We start from the raw sequence: 21,609 nt of genomic DNA, 5'->3' as shown, positions 1-21,609 counted from the left end.
AGTCCGGCCGGTGGCACGGCAAGGGCCCGCCCCGCGGCTTCCTGGGAAGAGCGCGGGACGGGCCCTGTGAGCGTGGGCTGCTGCAAGTGCCCTGCGCGGCAGCCGGGAAACGGCTGCCGCGCGGTGGTGCCTACGAGGTTGACGCCTTACCGGCAGAGTTGCTGTCCAGGGGAGCAACGTCGTCGAACGGCAGGTCAGCCACCACGAAGTTGGGGTTCTCGTCCTGGGTTGCCACCAGTTCGGCGGCCTCCTCCTGAGTGTCCACGCTGGGCATGGATCCGGGGAGGGGCTTGTTGGCCGACTCCTTGAGGAAGTAGATGCCGATCGCGCCGGCTGCGGACGTCAGCATCAGGTAATACGCCGGCATCATGTCGTTGCCCGTGGCCTTGATGAGGGCAGCCACGATGAACGGGGTGGTGCCGCCGAAGATTGCCACCGCAAAGTTATAGGCGATTCCCATCGAGCTGTAGCGGCTCGAGGTGGGGAACTGCGCGGGCAGCGAGGACGCCAGGTTGGCAACATAGAAGGTGACCGGGAAGGCAATCAGGGCCAGGCCCACCAGGGTTGACCACACCTCACCGATTCCGATCATCATGAACGCCGGGACGGCCAGGACGATGGTGCTTACAGCGCCTACCCAGAGGATTGGGCGGCGGCCCACTTTATCCGACAGGCGGCCTGTCAGCGGGATGCACAGGGCCATGATCACAAGGACCGGGATGGTCAGCGCGGTGCCGTGCATCTCGTCGTAGCCCTTCTCCGAGGAGAGGTAGGTGGGCATGTAGGACGTGAGGGCGTAGCCGGCGGTATTGGCGGCGGCCACCACAACCATGGCTACCAGGATGGGGCGCCAGTTGGCCTTGACCGTGGCCAGCGGGCCGTTGGCAGCGACGGGATCGTTGTTGGTGGCATCCTTGGCGGCTTCTTCCCGGGCATCAAGCGTGGCCTGGAATTGCGGGGATTCCTCGATCTTGCTGCGGAAGTAGATGGCGATCAGGCCCAGCGGCCCGGCGGCCAGGAACGGAATCCGCCATCCCCAGTCCTCCATGGCGTCCTGGCCCAGGGTGAGCTGCAGGACCGAGACCAGGGCGGCGCCCATGGCGAAGCCCAGGTAGCTGCCCAAATCCAGGAAGCTGGCAAAGAAGCCGCGGCGCTTGTCTGCTGCGTATTCGCTGACGAAGGTGGTTGCGCCGGCGTATTCGCCACCGGTGGAAAAGCCCTGCACCACCTTGAGGATGACCAGCAGCACGGCGGCCCACAGGCCCACCTGTGCGTAGCCGGGAAGCAGGCCCACGGCGAAGGTGCTGGCTGCCATGATCATCAGCGTGGTGGCCAGGGTCTTCTGGCGGCCCACCTTGTCGCCGAGCCAGCCGAAGATCACGCCGCCGAGGGGGCGTGCGATGAAGGTGGCGGCGAAGGTGCCCAGGAGGAAAAGGTTCTGGGTGGCCGGGTCGGATTCCGGCAGGAACGTGGGTCCCATGGTGGTGATGAGGTAGCCGAACACGCCCACGTCGTACCACTCCATCGTGTTACCCACGATGGTGCCGCCCATGGCTTTTTTCAGCATGGGCTGGTTGACGACGTTGACGTCGGATTCCTTCAGCCTGCGGCGTGGCAGCAGCTTGGGCTTCTTGAGAGCCTTGGCGGCTGTCGGGTCGGTTCCGCGGGCGTTTTGGGCGCCTGCTGAAGAGTCGGTCATGCTTCGGTCTTTGGGCATTTGGGTAGCTCCCGTGGAGGTCATTTGCTTGCGACTTGTAGCTGCCCCGCTCCGGGCAGACCTTCAATTTTACTGGAATTCTCTGGCATTGGCGGCGTTTGTGCCGTAGGGTCTATGGTTTTGCGCCGGGTTTTGGGGCGTATTACGGAACTTCTTTTCCCGGTTTTTCCCTTATATCCACTGGGATCGGCCGCCGCTGCCGCCGCCAGTGCCGAATCTTTTTGAACAACGGTCCTTGCGGGCCGCTTTTTGGGTGCTTTCCGACCCAAAAAGTGAGAGCCGTCACCAAGGTATTCCGGCGCTGTGGGGCGGGCCCTGGTGGTCCGATAGGGGCGGCCGGCGGGGGTTGCTGAAATCGGGGGTTCACAGGCACTGGATGCTTGCCTAAGGTGGACCCATGGGAATTTTGTAGAGACAGTTGGCGGACGCGCAAAGATTGGCCGGGACCGGCCTGCGCCACCGCAGGACAAGCCATCGCAGCAGGCGGCGAACCGCTGCGACCTCGATTTCCGCTGGCATTCCCGGCGGCCCCCTGGCCTTCGGGCTGAATGCTTCATTTCACTGCGGAAAGGAAGAAACAATGGCTGACGAAAATCGCACCCAGCATCTTGCCCCGGAGGTGGCCGACCACCTCACGGCCGCCATGGACGCCCCGGCGGCGCCGGGTCCGGCCGCCGCGGGCACGGCAGAGATGCCCGGCCAGAATGCCTGGCCGGACGGCAACGGCAAGAAGCGGCACCCGAAGGACCGCGGCTCAGGCCACGGCCGGATGGGCCACGAAGCGCCCGTTACCGCGGTCCACCGGACCAGCCGGCCGCAGATGCCGCACTCCTCCTAGCCCGAACTGCTTTGCAGCACTGGACCTGGCAGAAGCGGACTTTACGGCGCAGGAACGGCCCGGCCCCCCGAATCAGGGAGTTCCGGGCCGTTCCTGCGCCTGGTTCCGGAAACACTTGGCCCCCGGAACATCCGCACAGCCCGGAGCACCCGCACCGCCCGGAACACTAGTGCTCCCGGACAACCTCAGCCGGGTCTTTGTCCAGCCGCCAGCCGCGCCACACCGGATGCCGGAGCCGGCCCGGACCGGTCCATTCGCTGAACGTCACCTCGCCCACCAGCTCCGGCGCCACCCAGTGGGCATCCGCCGCATCCATTCGGGGAACCTCGTGGAATGGCGAGGTCTTCCTGCCCAGCCGTTCCACTGTTTGCCGCAGTTCGGTGAGTTCGCGGGTGCTGAAGCCGCTGCCCACCCGGCCCACATACGCCAGTTTGTCGCCGTCCGGGATGCCCACCAGCAGGGAACCGACGCTCTCCTGCCGGCCGCCTTTGCCGGGCCGCCAGCCGCCCACCACCACTTCCTGGGTCTGCTTCAGCTTCAGCTTGATCCAGGTACGGGTCCGTTGGCCGCTCACATAGCGGCTGTCGGTCCGCTTGGCCATGATGCCCTCAAGTCCCAGCTCGCGGGCGCTCGCCAGGAGGTCAGCCACCGGGTTGGCCAGCACGTCGGACAGGTCGACGGGGGCGGCGGAGGGCACGTGGAACTTCTCCAGCCGCTGACGCCGCTGCCGCAGCGGAAGTTTGCGCAGATCCTTTCCGGCGTCCTGGAGCAGGTCAAAAAGTACCAGGCGGACGGGGATGCTGGCCCTGGCGCGGGCCACATCGGCGGCGCGGGTGAGCTTCATCCGCCCCTGCAGCAGCCCGAAGTCGGGGCGCCCCGCCGGCCCTATGGCCACAATTTCCCCATCGGTCACAAAGGGCTGTGCCGGCCATGAGCTTCGGTCCGTGAACTCGGGGTAGGTCCGGCTGACGTCGTTGCCGTTGCGGCTAAGGATGCGGACTGTTTTGTCGTCCGCCAGGATGACGGCCCGGACCCCGTCCCACTTGAGTTCCAGCTGCCAGTCGCTGCCGGCCAGGTCGGATGGCTTGCCTGCGGTTGCCATCATGGGGCGCACGTCCCCGGGATCCCAGTCGCTGGCCCCCAATGCGCTGCCCCCCAATGCGCCGGTCTCCGAAGCGCCCCTCGGAGTGGGTGCATCCCCGCCCCCGGCCTCCACGTCGCGTGTTGGGGCGGGTGCAGCATCACCGCCCCGGGACCCGGCGCCCGCCACGGCTGCCCCGGAATCTTCCCCGTCGTCGCCATCCGCCGGCGCCCCGTGCCGCCGTCGGCCGCTGTAATGCTCGTCCATGAGGTGGATGAGCCACTGCCCCTCCGCCTCCTTGCCGTGTCCGCGGCCGGTGTGGATCAACGCGAACCTGCGGGTGCCGCCCAGGCCGCCGCCGTCGGCCCCGGTCAACGTGGCGATCACCTCCTTGCCGTTGATCCACTTCTCCAGCTGGTACGTTCCGTGGTCCCAGATGGTCACCTCGCCAGCGCCATATTGCCCTTTCGGAATGGTGCCCTCGAACGTGCCATAGTCCAGCGGATGGTCCTCGGTCTGCACCGCGAGGTTGTTCCGGCCGCTGCTCTCCGGCACACCCTTGGGCAACGCCCACGACACCAGCACACCCTCATGCTCCAGCCGGAAGTCGTAGTGCAGCCTGCTCGCGTGGTGCTCCTGGATCACGAAGCTGTTGCCGCTGCCCGCGCTGCCGCTGAACGGTTCGGGCGTGGCTTGGGGATCGCGCATGCCGCGGTACGCAGCAAGCCGCGGATCGCCGTCGTTGTGGCCTTCGTGATGGCCGGCTGAGGCATTAACGACGGCGGCAAACGGGTCCTTCCCGTCACTCACCCGCCGCATCACCGCCTGGTAGTCCAGATGCGTCAGCTTGGGTGAGCTGATCTCCCGCCAGGTGCGGGGCGCGGCGACGGTGGGGGTGCTGCGGCCGCGCAGCGAGTAGGGCACGATGGTGGTCTTCGCGGCGCTGTTCTGGCTCCAGTCCACCAGCACCTTGCCGCGGCGCAGGGTCTTTTTCATGTCGCTGACCGCCAGGTCCGGGTGGTCGGCTTCCAGGGCCCGGGCCAGTTCCTTGGCGAACGCCGAAATGCTGTCCGAGCTTTGGGTACCGTCCAGTGCCGCGTAGAGGTGGATGCCCTTGCTGCCGCTGGTCACCGGCACGGGATCCATGCCCACATCCTGCAGGATGGCACGGGCCAGCAGCGCCACCTCCCGGCACTCTTCCAGCCCGGCGCCGTCGCCGGGATCGAGGTCCAGGACCAGCCGGTCAGGCGGAAGCTGGTTGCCGTGCGAATCAACCTGCCACTGCGGCACGTGGACTTCCAGGGAGTTGATCTGGCCGAACCAGGTCAAGGTGGCCGGATCGTTGACCAAGGGATAAAAAATGGTCCTGTCCTTGTGGGTGATGGCGGCCCGGGGCAACCAGCCGGGAGCTGAATCGTCCAGGTTCTTCTGGAAAAAGACCTCGCCGGGTTCGGCAGCGGTGCCCACCCCGTGGACCCAGCGCTTCCGGGTGGCGGGCCGGTTGGCTGCGGCGGGGATGAGGACGTGCGCCACGGCCGCGTAGTAGGCCAGCACGTCTGCCTTGGTGGTTCCGGTCTCCGGATAGATGATTTTATCCAGGTTGGTCAGCGTCAGCTCGCGTCCGGCCACCCGCACGCGCTCCCTAGACCCGGCCATGGGGCTTCACCTCCGGCCCGGTCTGTTGTTCACTTGAGGGATGAGAGCCATCTGGAAAGGTGCCATCGCGTTTGGCCTGGTCAACGTGCCCGTGAAGGTCTACAGCGCCACAGAAGATCATGACATCAGTCTGCACCAGGTCCACAACGCCGACGGCGGCAGGATCCGCTACCAGCGCCGGTGCGAGGTCTGCAGCGAGGTAGTGGACTATTCCGACATCGAAAAGGCCTACGAGGACGACGGCCGGACCGTGGTCCTGTCCAAGGAGGAACTCAAGTCAATCCCCGCGGAGAACAGCCACGAGATCGAGGTGGTGCAGTTCGTCCCGTCGGAACAGCTTGAACCCATGATGTTCGAGAAGAGCTACTATCTGGAGCCGGATTCCAAATCGCCCAAGGCGTACGTCCTGCTCCGCCGGGCGCTGGAGGACACGGACCGGGTGGCGATCGTCCAGTTTGCGCTTCGGGAGAAGACCCGGTTGGGGGCGCTCCGGATCAAGGACGACGTGCTGGTCCTGCAGTCCCTCCTGTGGCCCGACGAAGTCCGTGAGGCCAGCTTCCCTGCCTTGGACGCCAGCATCAGGATTTCCTCGCAGGAGCGGGACATGTCTGCCGCCCTGGTGGAGTCCATGGCGGCTGACTTTGATCCGGCGCATTTCACCGATGACTATCAGACCCAGCTGCGCCAGCTCATCGACGCCAAACTGGAGCAGGGCGATTCCCTGGACACCGAGCAGACCTTCGGTGTGGACGCCGGCGAGGGTGGCAAGGGTGAGGTGATCGACCTGATGGAAGCCCTCAAACGCAGCCTGGACCGCAAACGCGGGGCAGCAGCGCAGGCCACCGACGAAGACGAGGAAGAAGAGGACGACGACGGGAAGCCGGCCAAGCGGGCCGCCGGAAGGACCGCCGGGCGGGCAAAGTCGACGGCGGCAAAAACCGCGGCGTCGAAGCCGGAGGGCGCAACGGCCACGAAGGCTGCTACCAAGGCGGCCGGCAGTGCCGCGTCCGGCGGCTCCAAAACTGCTGCCGCAAAGCCTTCGCCGGCGTCGAAATCGGCTGGTTCGGCGTCTTCCGGCACCAAAGCTGCGGCCAGTAAGGCCACGGCGGCCAGCAAGCCTGCGGCTGCCCGGACGTCGGCCAAGCCCCCGGCGAAGTCCACTGCCACCAGGGCCCGCAAGCCCGCCTAGCGGCCGGCCCGCCAGCAAACCGCAGTAACTTCCCTTAGGTTGGCGCCCTTTACACCCGGAGGCCGCGGGGCCACAATGAGCAGCATCGCAGCCTCCGCTGTGGCAACAGCGTGCTGACACTTGGACCTACCCGGCAGGGAGGCGCGGCCATGAAATCTGCGGACACGGACCCGGCGGGTGGGGGCGGCCCGCCGGACGCTGCTGAGGCAGACCGGGCGCTGAAGCAGAAGCACCGGGCCATGTGGGCATCCGGCGACTATCCGGCGCTGGCCAGCGAGATGCTGCCGGAGCTGGGCGCCATCCTGGTGGAGGCCTGCGGGATCAGGGCACGCCAAAAGGTGCTCGATGTGGCAACCGGTGCCGGCAACGCCGCCATCCCGGCGGCGATGATGGGCGCAAAGGTGGTGGCGAGCGACCTCACGCCTGAACTGTTCGACGCCGGCAAACGGCAGGCCGCCGAACGGGGTGTCAGCCTTGAGTGGGTGGAGGCTGACGCCGAGGCCCTGCCGTTCCCGGACGGCGGCTTTGACACGGTGATGTCCTGCCTCGGCGTGATGTTCGCTCCGCACCACCAGGTGGCCGCCAGCGAGCTGCTCCGGGTCTGCCGTCCCGGCGGGACCCTTGGCCTCCTGAGCTGGACCCCGGAAGGCTTCGTGGGGCAGCTCTTTGCCACCATGAAACCGTTCGCCCCGCCACCGCCGCCTGGCGCCCAGCCGGCGCCGCTGTGGGGCAAGGAGGACCACGTCCGCGGGTTGTTGGCCAGTGGGGTTTCGGAGCTCACCGCCCGCAAGCAGTTCCTCGCCGTCCGGAACTTCTCCGAGCCCGCCGACTTCATGCGCTATTTCAAGTCGCACTATGGGCCCACCATCGCCGTCTACAAATTCCTGGGCGGCGATGCGGAGAAGACAGCGGCGCTGGACCAGGCCCTGGTTGGACTGGCGGAATCGTTCGGGGACGCCCACGGCGATGCCCCGTTCCAGATGGAATGGGAGTACCTACTACTCACTGCGAAGAAGGCCGGGCATGTCTGACGGATTAGTGGCAACATCCATCATCACGATCAACGCGCCGCAGGACAGGGTGTGGCAGGTCATCACGGACCCGGAAGCGGTCAGGGAGTTTATGTTCGGCACCAACCTGGTGACGGACTGGACCGTGGGCGGGCCGATCGCCTGGCGTGGCGAATGGGAAGGGAAGCCCTACGAGGACAAGGGCACGGTCCTGGCCTTTGAGCCGCCCCGGAGACTGGTCCACACCCATTTCAGCCCCCTCTCCGGCGCCCCTGATACGCCGGAAAATTACCACACCCTGACGTGGACGGTGGAGGAGGAGGCCGGATCCACCCGGCTGACCCTCGCCCAGGACAACAACCCCGATCCCACGGCCGTGGAACATGCGCAGGGGATGTGGGACTCCCTGGTGGCGGACGTCAAAGGAATCGCCGAACGCGGCTGACCCCACGCCGCGGGGGCTTAAACGGGACGGCCACCGCCGGACGTGTCCCACGCAGGGGAAGTCCGACGGCGGCCGCCGTCACCGGAGTTTCTACTCGGCGTCGTGATCCGTTTCGAGGATCTGCACCAGGCGGGCCAACGCGTCGTCTGCGCCGTCGCCCTCGGCCCGGAGGACCACCACGTCACCGTGGGAAGCGCCAAGGCTCATGAGGGACAGGATGCTGGCAGCGTCCATTGCCTCGTCGGCCGGCTCGCCTTCACGGGCGATGGTGATGTCCAGGTCGAACTCACCGGCGGCTTCGGCGAAGATGGCCGCGGGACGGGCGTGCAGGCCAACGCGGCTGGCGATGGTGGCGGTACGTTCGGTCATTTCTGCTCCTTGGAGATCATAAAAGGCATTGTCGGCCGGGAAGGCGGACCTGGAAATCAGGGGCCTGCTCAGACGGTTACGGGAACCTGTTCCACCGTATCAACGGACTTCTTGGTAGCCCAGCGCTTCAGGGCCAGGACCGAGAACGCGGTGACAACGGTGCCCACGGCGATGGCGAGGAGGAACATGAAGAAGTTGTCGATCGCGAAGAAGACGAACACGCCGCCGTGCGGTGCCTTGGAGCCAACGCCTGCCGCCATGGTGATGCCGCCAGTGATGGCGCCACCAAGCATGCTGGCGGGGATGACGCGGAGCGGATCGGCGGCGGCAAACGGGATGGCGCCTTCGGAGATGAAAGAGGCGCCCAGCAGCCAGGCTGCTTTACCGTTTTCGTGCTCGGTGGCGGTGAAGCGTTTTTTGTCCAGCGTGGTGGCCAGGGCCATGGCCAGCGGCGGCACCATGCCGGCCGCCATAACGGCTGCCATGATCTGCCACGGAGCCTGGTTGGCGAGGGTGGCCGTTCCCAGGCCGGCTACCGCGAATGAGTAAGCGACCTTGTTGACCGGGCCGCCCAGGTCGAAGCACATCATGAGGCCCAGGATGACGCCCAGGACAACGGCTGAGGCGCCGGTCATGCCGGACAGCCAGCTGTTCAGGCCGGTGGTGATTGCAGCGATGGGTGCGCCGAGGACCAGGAACAGCAGGCCGGAGGCAACGATCGAGGCCAACAGCGGAATGATGACGACGGGCATCAGGCCGCGCAGCCAGCGGGGAACTTCCCAGGTGCCGATGACGTAGGCAATGTAGCCGGCCAGGAGGCCACCCACAATGCCGCCCAGGAACCCTGCGCCCGTGAAACCGGCCACGGCGCCGGCCACGAAGCCCGGTGCGATACCTGGCCTGTCGGCGATGCCGTAGGCAATGTAGCCTGCAAGCGCCGGGACGAGGAAGCCCATCGAGAGTGCGCCGATCTTGAAGAGCACCGCACCAAGGTAAGCACCCAGCGGGCCGACGGCGTTGTCCGGGTATTCGGTGGGCAGGTTGAAGAGGTTGTTCGTGGTCACGATGGTGTCCGCGAAGTCCGTGATCAGGTAACCGCCCAGCAGGAAGCCCAAGGCGATCAGCAGCCCGCCACCGGCAACGAACGGAATCATGTAGCTGACGCCGGTGAGCAGTGCCTTCTTCAGCTTCTGGCCAATGTGCTCGCCGCCAGCCGTGGACGTGTCCTCGGTGGAGCCGCCCGAACCTGCGGCGACGCGGCGGGAATTGGGGTCTGCTGCTGCAGCGAGTGCTTCCTGGACCATCTTTCCGGGTTCGTCAATGCCACGCTTCACCGGGGCTGTGATGACGGGCTTGCCGGCAAAACGCTCCTTTCCGCGGACATCCACGTCCACGGCGAAGATCACGGCGTCGGCGGCGGCGATGACGGCCGGGTCCAGCGGCTTGGCGCCGGAGGATCCCTGCGTTTCCACCTGGAGGTCAACACCCATCTCCTTGGCTGCAGCCACCAGGGAGTCGGCGGCCATGTAGGTGTGGGCAATGCCGGTGGGGCAGGCGGTCACGGCCACGATGCGCTTGGGCGCAGTACCCGGGGCACCGGCCGTGGCTGCACCCGCTGCGGCGGCAGGTGCCGCGTCGGCGGCGGAAGCGGCGGGCTTGTCTGCCAGGGCGCCGTCCACGAGGGCAACGATTTCCTCGTTGGAGGAAGCGTTGCGGAGGGCCGCCGTGAAGTCCTTTTTGATCAGGGACCGGGCCAGCTTGGACAGCAGCTTCAGGTGCGCCTGGTCTGCTCCGTCCGGGGCGGCGATGAAGAACACCAGGTCTGCGGGGCCGTCCTTGGCGCCGAAGTCCACCTTGGGGTCCAGCCGGGCCATGGCCAGGGTGGGTTCGGTGACGGCAGCGGACCGGCAGTGCGGGATGGCGATGCCGCCCGGAATGCCGGTGGCCGTCTTCTGTTCCCGGGCATAAGCGTCTGCGAAAAGACCCTCAACCTCCGTTGCGCGTCCGGTGGCAGCAACTTTGCTTGCCAGGTGCCGGATCACCGCCTCGGGCGTCGAGCCCAGGTTTTGGTCGAGGTCGACCAGTTCAGTTGTGATGAGCTGGGTCACTGTCAATCCTTTCGAAGGGCCGTGATGGTTACGGCATCCGGGGTTGTTTGCGAGACTGCCGGGACGGTGGACCCCGGCAGGGAGGCGGCGGCGGCACCGTGGGCCACCGCCTGGCGAAGGCAGTCGGCCGGGGCGGCGCCCTGGCCGTGGGCAAGCAGGTAGCCGGCCAGTGCGGAGTCGCCCGCACCCACCGTGCTCACTGCAGTGACCGGTGGATGCGTGGCCAGCCACGCGCCGTCGGCCGTTACCAGGACAGCTCCCTTGGAACCGAGAGTTGCCAGCACAGCTCCCACACCGGCACGGACGACGGCGGCTGCTGCTGTCGCGGCAGCCACCGGATCCGCTTCGAGTTCGTCAGCGGTGGCCGAGGCGAAGCCAGCTGCAGCAGCCAGTTCCGCGAGTTCCTCGGCATTGGGTTTGAGGAGGTCCGGTTTCCCGGAGCCAGGGGTGGTGCCATCGCCGTCGTCGGTGAGGACGGCCGCGAGGGGAGCGCCGGAAGAGTCCACGGCAATCCGGGGTGCGGTGCCGTTGGCGGCCGCACGAAGGCGCCGTGCCACGGTGGCGTAGAAGCCGGCGGGAAAGCCAGGGGGCAGTGAGCCTGCCAGGACCACCCAGCTGGCGTTGTGGGCGCTTTCCAGCAGGAGCTTGATCAGCGCTTCCTGCTGGTCCGCGTCCAGCTGCGGGCCGGGTTCGTTGATCTTGGTGGTCACTCCGCCCGGTTCCGTGAGGGCCACGTTGGTCCGCAGCGGTTCGCCGATGGGCAGGGAAGCGAACGGGACCGACTGCTCGCGCAGGCCCGCCAGGACCGGATCGCTGTCCGCGCCGGGGAGGACGGCCAGGGATTCCAGGCCGGACGCCACCAGGGCCCGCGAAACGTTGACGCCCTTGCCACCCGATTCCTGGCTGACGGAAACGGCGCGCTGGACTTCACCGCGCTCCAGGGGGCCGGGAAGGGCAACGGTGCGGTCCAGGCTGGGGTTGGCCGTGAAAGTGACGATCATACGACCACCACGTCCACGCCGGATTCTTCCAAAGCGGCCGCGAGTTCGGGGCCGGGTTCGCTGTCTGTAATCAAGGTGTCCAGATCTTTCAGGTCGGCGAACTGGACCAGGGTCTCTGTGTCCAGTTTGGAGGAGTCGGCCAACACCACGATGCGGCGTGCCGAGTGGACGAAAGCAGCCTTGACGGCGGCTTCCTCAGGATCGGGGGTGCTGAGGCCGAAGGTTGCATGGATGCCGTTGGTCCCGAGGAACGCGATGTCGGGGCGCATCCGCGAAGCTGCCTCCACCGTTGCCTGCCCCACGGCAACCTGGGTGAGCCCACGGACGCGTCCGCCCAGGATCTGCAGCGCAATTCCGGCGGTGTTGGACAGCTTCCCGGCGATGGGAACGGCGTGCGTGATGGCCACCAGTTCGGCGTGGGGGCCAGGGGAATCCAAACGGTCGACGGCGGTGCGGCGCGACAACATTTCGGCGAGGACTTCGGTGGTGGTGCCGCCGTCGATCAGGACGCTGCCCTGCGCGTTACGGGGGATCAGTGCGAGCGCGGCTTCGGCGATCCGGTGCTTCTGGTCCGGGCGTTGGATGGCGCGCTCGTTGATGCTTTCTTCGGTGGTGCTGAAACGGTCGGCCGCTACCGCCCCGCCGTGGACCCGGCGGAGTGTGCCCGCTGTTTCCAAGGTGGCGAGATCGCGGCGGACCGTTTCGGTGGTGATACGGAAGCGCTCAGCCAGGAGGGTCACGCTGACCCGACCGTTGCCGGTCACAAGCTCGGCAATCTTCTGCTGGCGCTCCTCGGCGAACACGTACCCTCCGTTGCGTAAAGTCCTGAAATCACTGCTGGCTGCGTGCCGGCCGGGGCAGTGCATCCGGCGTGACTGGCATCACATGATGTTGAGTTAATTGACTTTATCTTTGATCATGTTGGTTTGTCAATGGAAACCAACATGAAACAAAGGCTGAAGCAGTGTGTGGCCGGATTTGGGTCTCCGGGCTGATGAGGCGGCGCCCACGCGCCGGGGGTGGCGGGCATAAAAAAGCCGGGCCTGACCAACGTGGTCGGGCATAAAAAGCCGGGCCTGACCAACGTGGTCGGGCCCGGCCTTTCCGGATTCATTGCGGGGGGTGCTGCCCGCCTGCTGGCGCGCTGCCTGTCAGATGCCGCCGTCGCGGCTTTCGTTCCGGGTGATGCGCTCGCCGGTGTTGGGGTCCACCACGGAGCGCGTTTCGCTGACCCGCCGCGTGCGCCCCGGCGAGGCGAGGATGAGGGATGCAATCAGGCCCACAACACCTGCGGCGATCAGGATGTACCCAATCATGGCCTGGTCCACAAAGGGGATCAGGCCGGGGGCAATCGCCCAGGCAAGAATGGCGCCGAGTGCGATGAGGAAGATTGACGAGCCAATTCTCATAATTGCTCCTTAGAAGCCGATTGGTGCGGATGCGCTACTACTAAGCATGCTGTCCGTCCAGCGCCACGCTACCGCGCAATCGGGCGGTATTCAATGAATTCGGGAGCCGTCTTCCTATGGCGCCTGACTGGTGCAGGAGTTACCCCTGGTGCTGATGGTGTAGTGCGGAGAATCGCGGCGTCTCTTGCCCGGGGCCGGGGGCGGCGCCGGCGGCGGCGTCTCTTGCCCGGCACCTGTACTGACCTGTCCTGCCGTGGCACCTGCCCTGCCTTGGCCTCGCTAGGCTGGTGCGATGGAAACTGTGGTGTGGTCCAAACCGGAGGATCAGCGCGCCGGCACCCCCTTGCTGGTGATGATGCATGGCTATGGCACCGATGAGTCCCGCATGGTGCGGCTCTTCGAATTCCTGCCCCCGGAGTTCACCTTCGCTGCGGTCCGGGCGCCCATGGACATTGGTGACCAGTATGGCTGGTTCCTGCTGGACTACTTCCTGGCCAACGACTTCGCCGACGTGGTGCGGGTGACCAACTCCGTCCATGACTGGATCAACTCAGTCAGGAGTCAGCATTCAAGCGTGAGCCTGCTGGGCTATTCGCAGGGCATGGCCATGGCCAGCACACTGCTGCGCCTGCATCCGGCGTCCTACTCGGCGGTGGTGGGCCTCTCCGGTTTTGTGCTGAACAACGAACTCCTGACGCTGACGGACTCCTTCGAGACCAAGCCGCCGTTCTTTTGGGGACGGGACAAGGCGGACCTGGTGATCAATGAGGATGCCACTGCCTATACCGGGGAATGGCTGGACGAACACACCTTGTTGACCGCGAGGACTTACCCCGGGATGGGGCACGCCATGTCCAAGACGGAGATGTCCGATGTTGGCGCGTTCCTGCGCCACTATGTGCTGCGCTGAGGAGGTAACTGCGCACTCGCACCCTGAGAAATCCGTCACAGCACCACCCGAGCGGAAAAACAGTTGCCAGCCTAATTTGTAAGCGCTTACACTCGATTTTGGCCGTCATCGCGGCCTGAAGAGGACGGATGGCGGCTCCGAAGCCATCCGAAGCGCGCGGCGACCCCAACCCGGGTGGCTGACCCAAATCGATGCAACCGACATCCGCGGGTTCCGGTTTGTCCCACAGCACCAACGCGCCCATGATTGAAGAAACGCAATAATCTGCAAGGCCGTGGCCCACCGCAGTGCCGCCCGCCGGAACTTCCCGTCGCCCCTGCACATCAAGCATGGGCAGGCGGTGACCCGTTTCACGCGACCGTCTTCCCGGCTCCCCGCCGCCTGAAAGGAAAATGCACTGCTGATGACTGACAACTCTGCACCTGACGCACCTGTTTCAAAGGCCGGGCCTGCCGCTACGGGAACCACTGACTGGACCGGCGCTGCCGCCATCCTCTTCGACCTGGACGGCGTCCTGACGCCGACGGCTGAGGTCCACGAAAGAGCCTGGCAGGAGTTGTTCGAAGCATTCCTCAGCGCGCACCCACAGGCGCCGGAGTACACGGAAAGCGACTACTTCGACCATATCGACGGTAAACCGAGGTTCGACGGCGTCCGCGACTTCCTGTCCTCGCGCGGCATCACCCTGCCCGAGGGCCCGCTGGACGATGACCCCGCCAATAGCACGGTCCAGGGGCTGGGCAACAAGAAAAACCGCATCTTTAACGACATCGTGAGCGCAGGGGTTGAACCCTTCGAGGGCTCTGTCCGTTTCCTCGAAGCCGTGCTGGCGCGCGGACTCAAGGTCGCCGTCGTCTCCTCCTCCCGGAATGCCCCCTCGGTCCTGGCAGCTGCGGGCCTCAGCGGCAACTTCTCCATTGTTGTTGATGGTGTGGTGGCAGCCCGGGAGGGCCTGCCCGGTAAACCCAGCCCGGCCACGTACGAGTACGCCGCCAGGCTGCTGGAGTTGCCCAGCGAGGACTGCGTAGTGGTGGAGGATGCTGTTTCCGGCGTCCAGGCCGGCCATGCCGGGTCCTTCCACTCCGTCATCGGCGTGGATAGGGGAGCCGGGCGGCAAACCCTTCTCGCTGCCGGCGCCACCCTGGTGGTCAATGACCTCAAGGAACTCTTGCCCTAGGCCTGTTCGGCCCGCCCGGTGTACCGCTGCAACCCCCAGCAGCAGCACATCCGCCTGCAGTACCGGCGCTTCGAACGCCAGCACCACGCCTTAACATCAGCACGCCTTGGCCGGCTCCCCACCGGCTGCCCAGCAAAACGCCAAAGGACCCCAACAGCATGGCTCTCATCACCGCGGACCGCGAACGGTTCCCCAACACCCCCTGGCAGCTCGTGGAAACGCGCCATGAGCAAGGCAGCGCGGGCACCCTGGAAACCCTGTTTGCGCTGGGCAACGGGCACCTGGGGATCCGCGGCGCGCACTGGGCTCCAGCCGATGCCGACCTTCCCGGCAGCTTCATCAACGGCCTGCACGAGATCTGGGACATCAAGCACGCGGAGAACGCCTTCGGCTTCGCCCGGACGGGCCAGCGCATCGTCTACATCCCGGACGCCAACAACTTCACCGTGGTGATCGACGGCGAGGCCCTGAGCCTGGCCGAATCCGAGGTGCTGGAGTACCGGCGGTCCGTCGACTTCGCCACAGGTGCCTACGAGTGCCGGATCCAGTGGCAGTGCCGCTCCGGAGCGACCGTCACCACCACCGAGCGCCGGGCCGTTGGCTTCCGCAGCCGCGGCAGCCTGGGCATTTCGCTGGAGGTTGCCGCGGACCGGCAAGTCTCCCTGGACGTGACCTCCACCGTGAGCAACCGGCAGGACCAACCGGTGGAGGACCACTCCAACCACGACCCCCGACGCGCAGGCCGGCACGCCGGGCGCGTGCTGCTGCCGCTGCGCCTCGACGGCGGCGACGGTTCGCTCCGGCTGTCATGGGAAGCTGCCGAGTCGAAGCAGCGTGTGGGCCTGGCCGTGGACCACTGGACCTCGCCGGGCCACCAGCCGTTCGATACCCTGGTGGACCAGGATGAGAGCAGCGTCCGGTACGTGCTGGCAGCCAGCGCCGACGAGCCTTTCCGGCTGGAAAAGAGCGTCAGCTACGCCGCCGGCCCCGCGGTGCAGGACGACGCCGTGGACGCCGCCGAGGTGGCCGAAACCGGCCTGCGGCCCGTCCAGGACATCTTCGAGGAAAGCGAAGCCCACTACAAGGACTACTGGGCCACCTCCGACATCGTGGTGACGGGCCAGCCTGAACTCCAGCAGGCCATCCGCTGGAACCTGTTCCAACTGGCGCAGGCAACGGCCCGCGCGGATGTTGCAGGCGTGCCTGCAAAGGGCGTGACCGGGTCCGGTTACGAGGGGCATTACTTCTGGGACCAGGAGGTCTACATCCTGCCCTACCTGACGTACACCAACCCGGACGGTGCCCGCCAGGTGCTGGAATACCGGCACGGGATCCTGCCGGATGCCAAGATCCGCGCCAAGGAACTGAGCGTTGACGGCGCACTGTTCCCGTGGCGCACCATCAACGGGCTTGAGGCCAGTGCCTATTACGCCGCCGGTACCGCGCAGTTCCATATCGCAGCGGCCATCGCGTTCGCAACCAACCGGTACCTCTGGGCTACCGGGGACACCAGTTTCCGTGAAGGCATGGGCGCAGAGCTGCTCATCGAAACCGCGCGGATGTGGATCTCCCTGGGCTTCTTCGCCAAGGACGGGCTCTTCCACATCCATGGCGTCACCGGCCCGGACGAGTACACGGCAGTGGTCAACGACAACCTGTACACCAACGTCATGGCCCGCTTTAACCTCCGGGCCGCCGCTGCCCTGGAGCACTCGGGCATCACCCAGGAGGAACGGCAGCTGTGGGAGGCGGCCGCAAACCTGATGCACCTGCCCTTTGACGAACGGATGCAGGTCCACTCCCAGGACAACGACTTCATGACCCTGGAGCCGTGGGACTGGACCACGCCCCGCTCCAAGTACCCGCTGCTGCTGCACTTCCACCCGTTGGTCATCTACCGCCACCAGGTCCTGAAGCAGGCGGACACCGTCCTGGCGATGTTCCTCCAGTGGCAGGACTTCAGTGCCGAGGAAAAGCAGCGCGCCTTCGACTTCTACGACCCGATCACCACCGGCGACTCCACCCTGTCCGCCTGTGTGCAGGGCATCATGGCCGCCGAGGTGGGCTATGCCGGGGAATCACTCAAGCACTTCACGGATGCCGCCTTCATCGACCTGGACGACACGCACGGCAACACGATCGACGGCGTCCATATTGCCTCGACGGGCGGCGTGTGGAGCTCACTGGTCTGCGGTTTCGCCGGCCTGCGGGATCAGGGGCCGCTGCCGTTCTTCGATCCCCGGCTGCCGGCCGAATGGGAAGGGCTGTCCTTCCACCTGCGCATCAGCGGCAGGCTGCTCCGGGTTGAACTGACCCAGGGCGCCATCACCCTGACGGTCAGTGACGGCGACCCGCTGGACGTGGACGTCCGGGGCAGTAAGGTCACCGTGGGCAGCGACCCGGTCCGGGTGGAGCTGGCAGACATTCCGGAGCCGGAGCCCACAGTCTTCCCCACGGGACTTCCGACGGCGGGCATTCCGTTGGTGCGCGGCCGCAACTAAGTGCCGCGGCAGCAGGACGAAGGAGACTGACGCGGCGGGCGCGCCGCCGCGTCAGTCTCCTGCCGGCGTCGTGCTTTCCATTGCAGGTTCGGTGTCCAGGGGGTGCGCCCGGCATCCGGGCAACAACCATGGCCACCACGGCCATGATGGGGCAGACGCCGCCGGCCACCGCGAAGATCAGCCAGATGGGCAGGACCTCGGCGGCGGGACCGGCCAGGGCCATGGACACCGGCATCAGGGCCAATGACACAAAGAAGTCCAGGCTGGAAATGCGGCCCAGCAGGTGACGGGGTACGCGCCGTTGCAGCAGCGTTCCCCAAATGACCATGCCCACGCTGCCGGTGGCGCCGAACACAAACAGGGCCGCGGCGATCGCCCAGAAGCTGTCCATGAATCCGACGGCGGCCAGCGGCAGGCTGCCCGCGCCCCACGAGACCATCATCACCGTCAGGTAGCGGCGCGGCAGCCTGAAGGAGGCGGTCAGGAGGGAGCCCAGCGCGGCCCCCACGCCCATCACGGCGAGGAGGAAGCCGAACATGCTGGAATCCCCGGCGAGCTGGTCGCGGACCACGAAGGGCAGTAGGACCTCGATGGGCCCGATCAGGAACAGCACCGAGATGCAGGCCCACAGGAGCGTCCAGAGGAGCCACGGAGTCCGGACCGTGTAGCTCACGCCTTCGCGGAGGTCCTGCAGCAGCGTGTTTTTCCGGAGGACGCCGTGGTCCTGGCCGGGATCCGGTGTTGCCAGCGCGGTGCGGCTGAGGAAATTCAGGACGGCAAACGCCAGCAGATGGCAGGCGGCCACCGCAGCGACGGCGTGCGACGGCGACAGCGCCGCCACCACGATGCCTGCCACAGCTGGCCCGGCCGCCTGCTGGAGGACAGGGCGCATTGAACCCTCCATGCCGTTGGCGGCCAGCAGGTCTTCCGCCGGCAGGATGCGCGGGAGGATGGCCGAGTAGGCGGGGAAGAAGAAGGCGGCGCCCATACCGAGCACAAACGCACCGATGGCCAGGTGCCAGATCTGGAGCAATCCGGTCATCGCCAGGGCGGTGATAGTGGCGATGACGGCCAGGTTGGCACCCTCCACGGCAATGATCAGCCGACGCTGCGGGAACCGGTCGGCGGCGATGCCGCCGGCCAGGACAAACGCCACCAGGCCCACGCTGCCGGCGGCTGCGACGAGGGACAGGTCCAGGGGGCCGCCGCCCAGGTGGATGACCTGGTAGACCATGCCCACGGCCCACATTCCCGAACCAAAAATCGAAATGGCCAGGGCTGCGATCAGGACCCGGTACTCGCGATGGGCAAACGGTCGCAGGGCTTTGGGGGTGGGCATATCCCCAATACTAGGTCCGGCATCCGGTTTCCGGGGTGGGCACCAAGTACCCGGTTGTGGGCTTGAACGGGGGCGGCGGCTGGGTGGTTCAACCCCAAGCAGCCTTAGTATTGGGGAAGGCCGCATCCGCCGCGGCGAGACTAACAGAGGTGACCATGGCCAAGCGCAGCAATCCCGCAGTCCGAATCGCACAGGAGACGGCCCACAACGCCGTGTTCGATGCCGACGGCAAGCCCAAGCCGGGCGTCCACAACATGCTCCTGAAGGCAGTGGAGATCCAGCGGCCGCTGGTGCTCGCCTACATCCGACGGCTGCAGAAAAAGCATCCCAAAGCCACCGCGGCCCAGCTCGCAGCCATCCTGGAACGGGACTACATCCGGGCGGTAACCGGCGGAGGGGCAGTGGTGGGCGCAACTGCCGTCGTCCCCGGGGTGGGAACCATTGCGTCGCTGGGCCTGTCCGCCGCGGCAACCGTTGGCTTCCTGGAGGCAACGGCGCTGTACGCGACGTCGCTGGCCGAACTGCACGGCATCCGCCTGACCAACCCCGAGAAGGCCAGCACCATGGTGATGGCCATCATGCTGGGCGAGGAGGGCACGTCGCTGCTGAGCACGCTCAGCAGCCAAGCAGCAGGCGGTGCCGGCATCAACACCACCAAGACACTGGGCAGCGTTTTTTCCAAGGCCATGCCGATCTCCGGCTTTGGCGCCGTGCGGAACAAGATCCAGAAAGCCTTCCTCAAGAATCTCCTGAAGCGCCAGGGAACGGCGCTGTTGGGGCGGGCCCTGCCGTTTGGAATCGGCGCGGTGGTGGGGGGAGCCGGTAACCTCATGATGGGACGCGCGGTGGTTTCGAACGCCAAGGAGGCGTTCGGACCGATGCCGGACACCATCCCCGGTGAGCTCACGCTGAACGCTGCAGCTCCCGACCACCAAACGCTGGAAGGCAACACACTTGGATCTCAACGCTGACCTAGGCGAATCATTCGGCTCCTGGAAGATGGGAGACGACGCTTCGATGTTCCAGCTGGTTACCAGCGCGAATGTGGCCTGCGGGTTCCACGCCGGGGATCCCATCACCATGCTGGACAGTTGCCGCTCCGCCTATGAACTGGATGTGACAGTCGGTGCACACGTGGGGTACCGGGACCTCGCAGGCTTTGGCCGGCGCGCACTGGACGTCAGCTTCGATGAGTTGTTCGGCGACGTGCTGTACCAGCTTGGCGCGCTCGACGGTGTTGCGCACGCCGTTGGTGCCTCCGTGGACTACGTCAAGCCGCACGGCGCCCTGTACAACCGGCTCGTCAACGATGCGGAGCAGGCGTCAGCCGTTGTGGCTGCAGTCAATGCCTACGATCCCGGCCTTCCCATCCTGGGCCTCCCCGGCTCGGAGCTGCTCAAACAGGCCAAGGAAGCGGGCCACCCGGTTTACGTCGAGGCCTTTGTGGACCGTGCCTACCGGGGCGACGGGACGCTGGTTCCGCGGGCGCAGGAAGGCGCGGTGCTGCACGACGTCGACGCAATCGTTGAGCGCGCCGTCCGGCTGGCCACCAAGGGTGAAGTTGTTGCCGTGGACGGGACGGTCGTCAAAGTCCGGCCCGACTCGCTGTGCATCCACGGCGACACCCCCGGAGCCGTCGAAATGGCATCCGGCGTGCGGGCCGGCCTTGAGGCTGCCGGCGTGGAGCTGGAGGCGTTCGCCTAGGCCGTCAGGTTCCGGTCGAATCGGCTCCGGCTGCCATGACTCGAATTCTGATTACCGGAATGTCCGGGGCGGGAAAGACAACTGTGCTGCGCGAGTTGTCCCGGCGGGGCTACAGAACCATCGACACGGATTACGACGGCTGGGTCCTTCCCGACAGGACGTGGGACGAGACCCGGATGTCCGCATTGCTCGAGACGCATATGCCGCTGTTTGTTTCGGGGACTGTTGAGAACCAAGGCGCCTTCTACGATCGGTTTTCCGCTGTTGTCCTGCTGAGTGCACCGGCGGAGATCCTCATCGAGCGGGTCTCTTTGCGGGCCAACAACTCCTATGGACGATCCACAGCCGACCAAGCTGAGATTCTTCAGTTCATTCTTGACGTCGAGCCTTTGCTTCGGGGTGGCGCTACCTTAGAACTCGACGGCCGTCGGCCGGTCTCTGAACTTGCGGATGAACTCGTGCGCCTCATCAGGGTGTCCCCCTGAAGCCCGGCTCGGATGCCATCAGCTGTGCTGCTGAAGTTTTGGCCGGCGTCGCCCCGCTGTGCCCGGGCGGCCTGCGAGCTGAACCGGACGGCAGTAGATCTTGACCGGCGCCGTGTCAGGCATCGGCGCGGGGATTCACCCGGCGGGTCCAGAACTCCATTCCCGACGTCCCCGGTCCGCATTTCCTAGGTAGTCAAGCCGTGAAGGTACTTCTCCAGGAATGAATCCGCGAGGGAGAAACTTCGGCGGTGCTGGTTTTTACGGAGCTTGTGCCGTTTGAGTCTTCTCCGTGCACTGGCGCCTGACTGGTCTCGGCATGGTCGTGTACTGGCGCCCGGCGCTGGACCGGGTTCGAGGCGATCGCGCTGTCCGTGTTGTGGTTGCCGGTGCTCGTGGTTGTGTTCCGGGCGCCGGGGTTGGACCTCGTGTTCGGGCTCTTGTTGCTGGAGTTCTTGGTGTTGGGTTTCCTGGTCCTGGTCCTGGTCCTGGTCCTGGTCCTTGTTTTGGTCCTGGTGTTCTGGTTCCTGGTGTTCTGGTTCCTGGTGTTGGGGCGTGTTGGGTGTGGGGTGTTGTTGGGTCCACTCGGACGGCCAGGTGGGTGGTTCGTGGTCGGGTTGTTCGGCGGGGTAGTAGCGGCCGGTGGGTGAGAGCCAGCCGGGTGGGTGGTTTT

The 21,609-nt window shown here is 66.1% G+C and carries 18 protein-coding genes and 1 pseudogene; 11 read left to right on the top strand and 8 right to left on the bottom strand.

Going from position 1 to position 21,609, the window contains the following annotated elements; genetic code table 11:
* Positions 1-130: 130 nt before the first annotated feature.
* Positions 131-1,717 carry an MFS transporter gene (locus QRN07_RS11310; RefSeq protein WP_285241060.1) on the bottom strand — a complete coding sequence of 529 codons (1,587 nt, stop codon included), beginning with the start codon at positions 1,715-1,717 and terminating at the stop codon, positions 131-133.
* Between the two features lie 580 nt (positions 1,718-2,297).
* On the opposite strand from QRN07_RS11310, the gene QRN07_RS11305 reads away from it, so the two are divergent.
* The gene (locus QRN07_RS11305) at positions 2,298-2,555 is read left to right on the top strand and encodes a hypothetical protein (protein ID WP_285241059.1); all 258 of its coding nucleotides are present in this window, start codon (positions 2,298-2,300) and stop codon (positions 2,553-2,555) included.
* Positions 2,556-2,721: 166 nt separating this feature from the next.
* On the opposite strand, the gene QRN07_RS11300 is transcribed toward QRN07_RS11305, so the two are convergent.
* Entirely contained in the window at positions 2,722-5,292 is a 2,571-nt protein-coding gene (locus QRN07_RS11300; RefSeq protein WP_285241058.1) for an ATP-dependent DNA ligase, read from the bottom strand.
* Between the two features lie 40 nt (positions 5,293-5,332).
* Here QRN07_RS11300 and ku point away from each other — a divergent pair, with 40 nt between their 5' ends.
* The 3 genes from ku to QRN07_RS11285 all read left to right on the top strand — a co-directional run bounded on the left by ku (position 5,333) and on the right by QRN07_RS11285 (position 7,936).
* Positions 5,333-6,481 carry a non-homologous end joining protein Ku gene (gene ku / locus QRN07_RS11295; protein ID WP_285241057.1) on the top strand — a complete coding sequence of 383 codons (1,149 nt, stop codon included), beginning with the start codon at positions 5,333-5,335 and terminating at the stop codon, positions 6,479-6,481.
* A gap of 149 nt (positions 6,482-6,630) precedes the next feature.
* Positions 6,631-7,512, top strand: coding sequence for a class I SAM-dependent methyltransferase (locus QRN07_RS11290; protein ID WP_285241056.1), 882 nt, complete (start codon positions 6,631-6,633; stop codon positions 7,510-7,512).
* Positions 7,505-7,936: an SRPBCC domain-containing protein gene (locus QRN07_RS11285; protein WP_285241055.1), complete on the top strand. Its 432-nt coding sequence runs from the start codon at positions 7,505-7,507 to the stop codon at positions 7,934-7,936. Before QRN07_RS11290 ends, QRN07_RS11285 begins: the two co-directional genes overlap by 8 nt.
* A gap of 90 nt (positions 7,937-8,026) precedes the next feature.
* Here the strand turns inward: QRN07_RS11285 and QRN07_RS11280 are convergent, their stop codons facing one another.
* The 5 genes from QRN07_RS11280 to QRN07_RS11260 all read right to left on the bottom strand — a co-directional run bounded on the left by QRN07_RS11280 (position 8,027) and on the right by QRN07_RS11260 (position 12,823).
* Positions 8,027-8,305 carry an HPr family phosphocarrier protein gene (locus QRN07_RS11280; protein ID WP_050685560.1) on the bottom strand — a complete coding sequence of 93 codons (279 nt, stop codon included), beginning with the start codon at positions 8,303-8,305 and terminating at the stop codon, positions 8,027-8,029.
* A 68-nt stretch (positions 8,306-8,373) separates the two neighbouring features.
* On the bottom strand, positions 8,374-10,413 hold the full coding sequence (locus QRN07_RS11275; RefSeq protein ID WP_050685561.1) for a PTS fructose transporter subunit IIABC: 2,040 nt from the start codon (positions 10,411-10,413) through the stop codon (positions 8,374-8,376).
* A 2-nt stretch (positions 10,414-10,415) separates the two neighbouring features.
* Positions 10,416-11,414 (bottom strand): 1-phosphofructokinase family hexose kinase, encoded by a 999-nt coding sequence (locus QRN07_RS11270; protein WP_285241054.1) that lies wholly within the window; start codon positions 11,412-11,414, stop codon positions 10,416-10,418.
* Positions 11,411-12,217: a DeoR/GlpR family DNA-binding transcription regulator gene (locus QRN07_RS11265; RefSeq protein WP_050685563.1), complete on the bottom strand. Its 807-nt coding sequence runs from the start codon at positions 12,215-12,217 to the stop codon at positions 11,411-11,413. The genes QRN07_RS11270 and QRN07_RS11265 overlap by 4 nt, the downstream gene beginning before the upstream one ends.
* A gap of 348 nt (positions 12,218-12,565) precedes the next feature.
* Positions 12,566-12,823: a DUF6458 family protein gene (locus QRN07_RS11260; protein WP_050685564.1), complete on the bottom strand. Its 258-nt coding sequence runs from the start codon at positions 12,821-12,823 to the stop codon at positions 12,566-12,568.
* A 292-nt stretch (positions 12,824-13,115) separates the two neighbouring features.
* Between QRN07_RS11260 and QRN07_RS11255 the strand changes: the two genes are divergently transcribed.
* The 3 genes from QRN07_RS11255 to QRN07_RS11245 all read left to right on the top strand — a co-directional run bounded on the left by QRN07_RS11255 (position 13,116) and on the right by QRN07_RS11245 (position 17,411).
* Positions 13,116-13,733 (top strand): alpha/beta hydrolase, encoded by a 618-nt coding sequence (locus QRN07_RS11255; RefSeq protein ID WP_285241053.1) that lies wholly within the window; start codon positions 13,116-13,118, stop codon positions 13,731-13,733.
* Positions 13,734-14,136: 403 nt separating this feature from the next.
* Positions 14,137-14,910, top strand: coding sequence for an HAD family hydrolase (locus QRN07_RS11250; protein ID WP_050685566.1), 774 nt, complete (start codon positions 14,137-14,139; stop codon positions 14,908-14,910).
* Positions 14,911-15,068: 158 nt separating this feature from the next.
* Positions 15,069-17,411 carry a glycoside hydrolase family 65 protein gene (locus QRN07_RS11245; protein ID WP_285241052.1) on the top strand — a complete coding sequence of 781 codons (2,343 nt, stop codon included), beginning with the start codon at positions 15,069-15,071 and terminating at the stop codon, positions 17,409-17,411.
* Between the two features lie 91 nt (positions 17,412-17,502).
* Here QRN07_RS11245 and QRN07_RS11240 read toward each other — a convergent pair.
* Positions 17,503-18,750: pseudogene (locus QRN07_RS11240) on the bottom strand (MFS transporter); the annotation flags it as partial.
* A gap of 155 nt (positions 18,751-18,905) precedes the next feature.
* Here QRN07_RS11240 and QRN07_RS11235 point away from each other — a divergent pair.
* The 4 genes from QRN07_RS11235 to QRN07_RS11220 all read left to right on the top strand — a co-directional run bounded on the left by QRN07_RS11235 (position 18,906) and on the right by QRN07_RS11220 (position 21,586).
* Positions 18,906-19,721: a hypothetical protein gene (locus QRN07_RS11235; protein ID WP_285241051.1), complete on the top strand. Its 816-nt coding sequence runs from the start codon at positions 18,906-18,908 to the stop codon at positions 19,719-19,721.
* A complete protein-coding gene (locus tag QRN07_RS11230) occupies positions 19,705-20,454 on the top strand; it encodes a LamB/YcsF family protein (protein WP_285241050.1) in 750 nt (249 codons plus the stop codon). Before QRN07_RS11235 ends, QRN07_RS11230 begins: the two co-directional genes overlap by 17 nt.
* 35 nt (positions 20,455-20,489) lie before the next feature.
* A complete protein-coding gene (locus QRN07_RS11225; RefSeq protein WP_285241049.1) occupies positions 20,490-20,939 on the top strand; it encodes an ATP-binding protein in 450 nt (149 codons plus the stop codon).
* Positions 20,940-21,310: 371 nt separating this feature from the next.
* Positions 21,311-21,586: a hypothetical protein gene (locus tag QRN07_RS11220; protein ID WP_285241048.1), complete on the top strand. Its 276-nt coding sequence runs from the start codon at positions 21,311-21,313 to the stop codon at positions 21,584-21,586.
* Positions 21,587-21,609 lie beyond the last annotated feature (23 nt).

Origin of the sequence: Pseudarthrobacter sp. MEB009, from assembly GCF_030208875.1 — a bacterium.
GTDB lineage: Bacteria > Actinomycetota > Actinomycetes > Actinomycetales > Micrococcaceae > Arthrobacter.
This window is presented reverse-complemented; position numbering and strand designations above follow the sequence as displayed.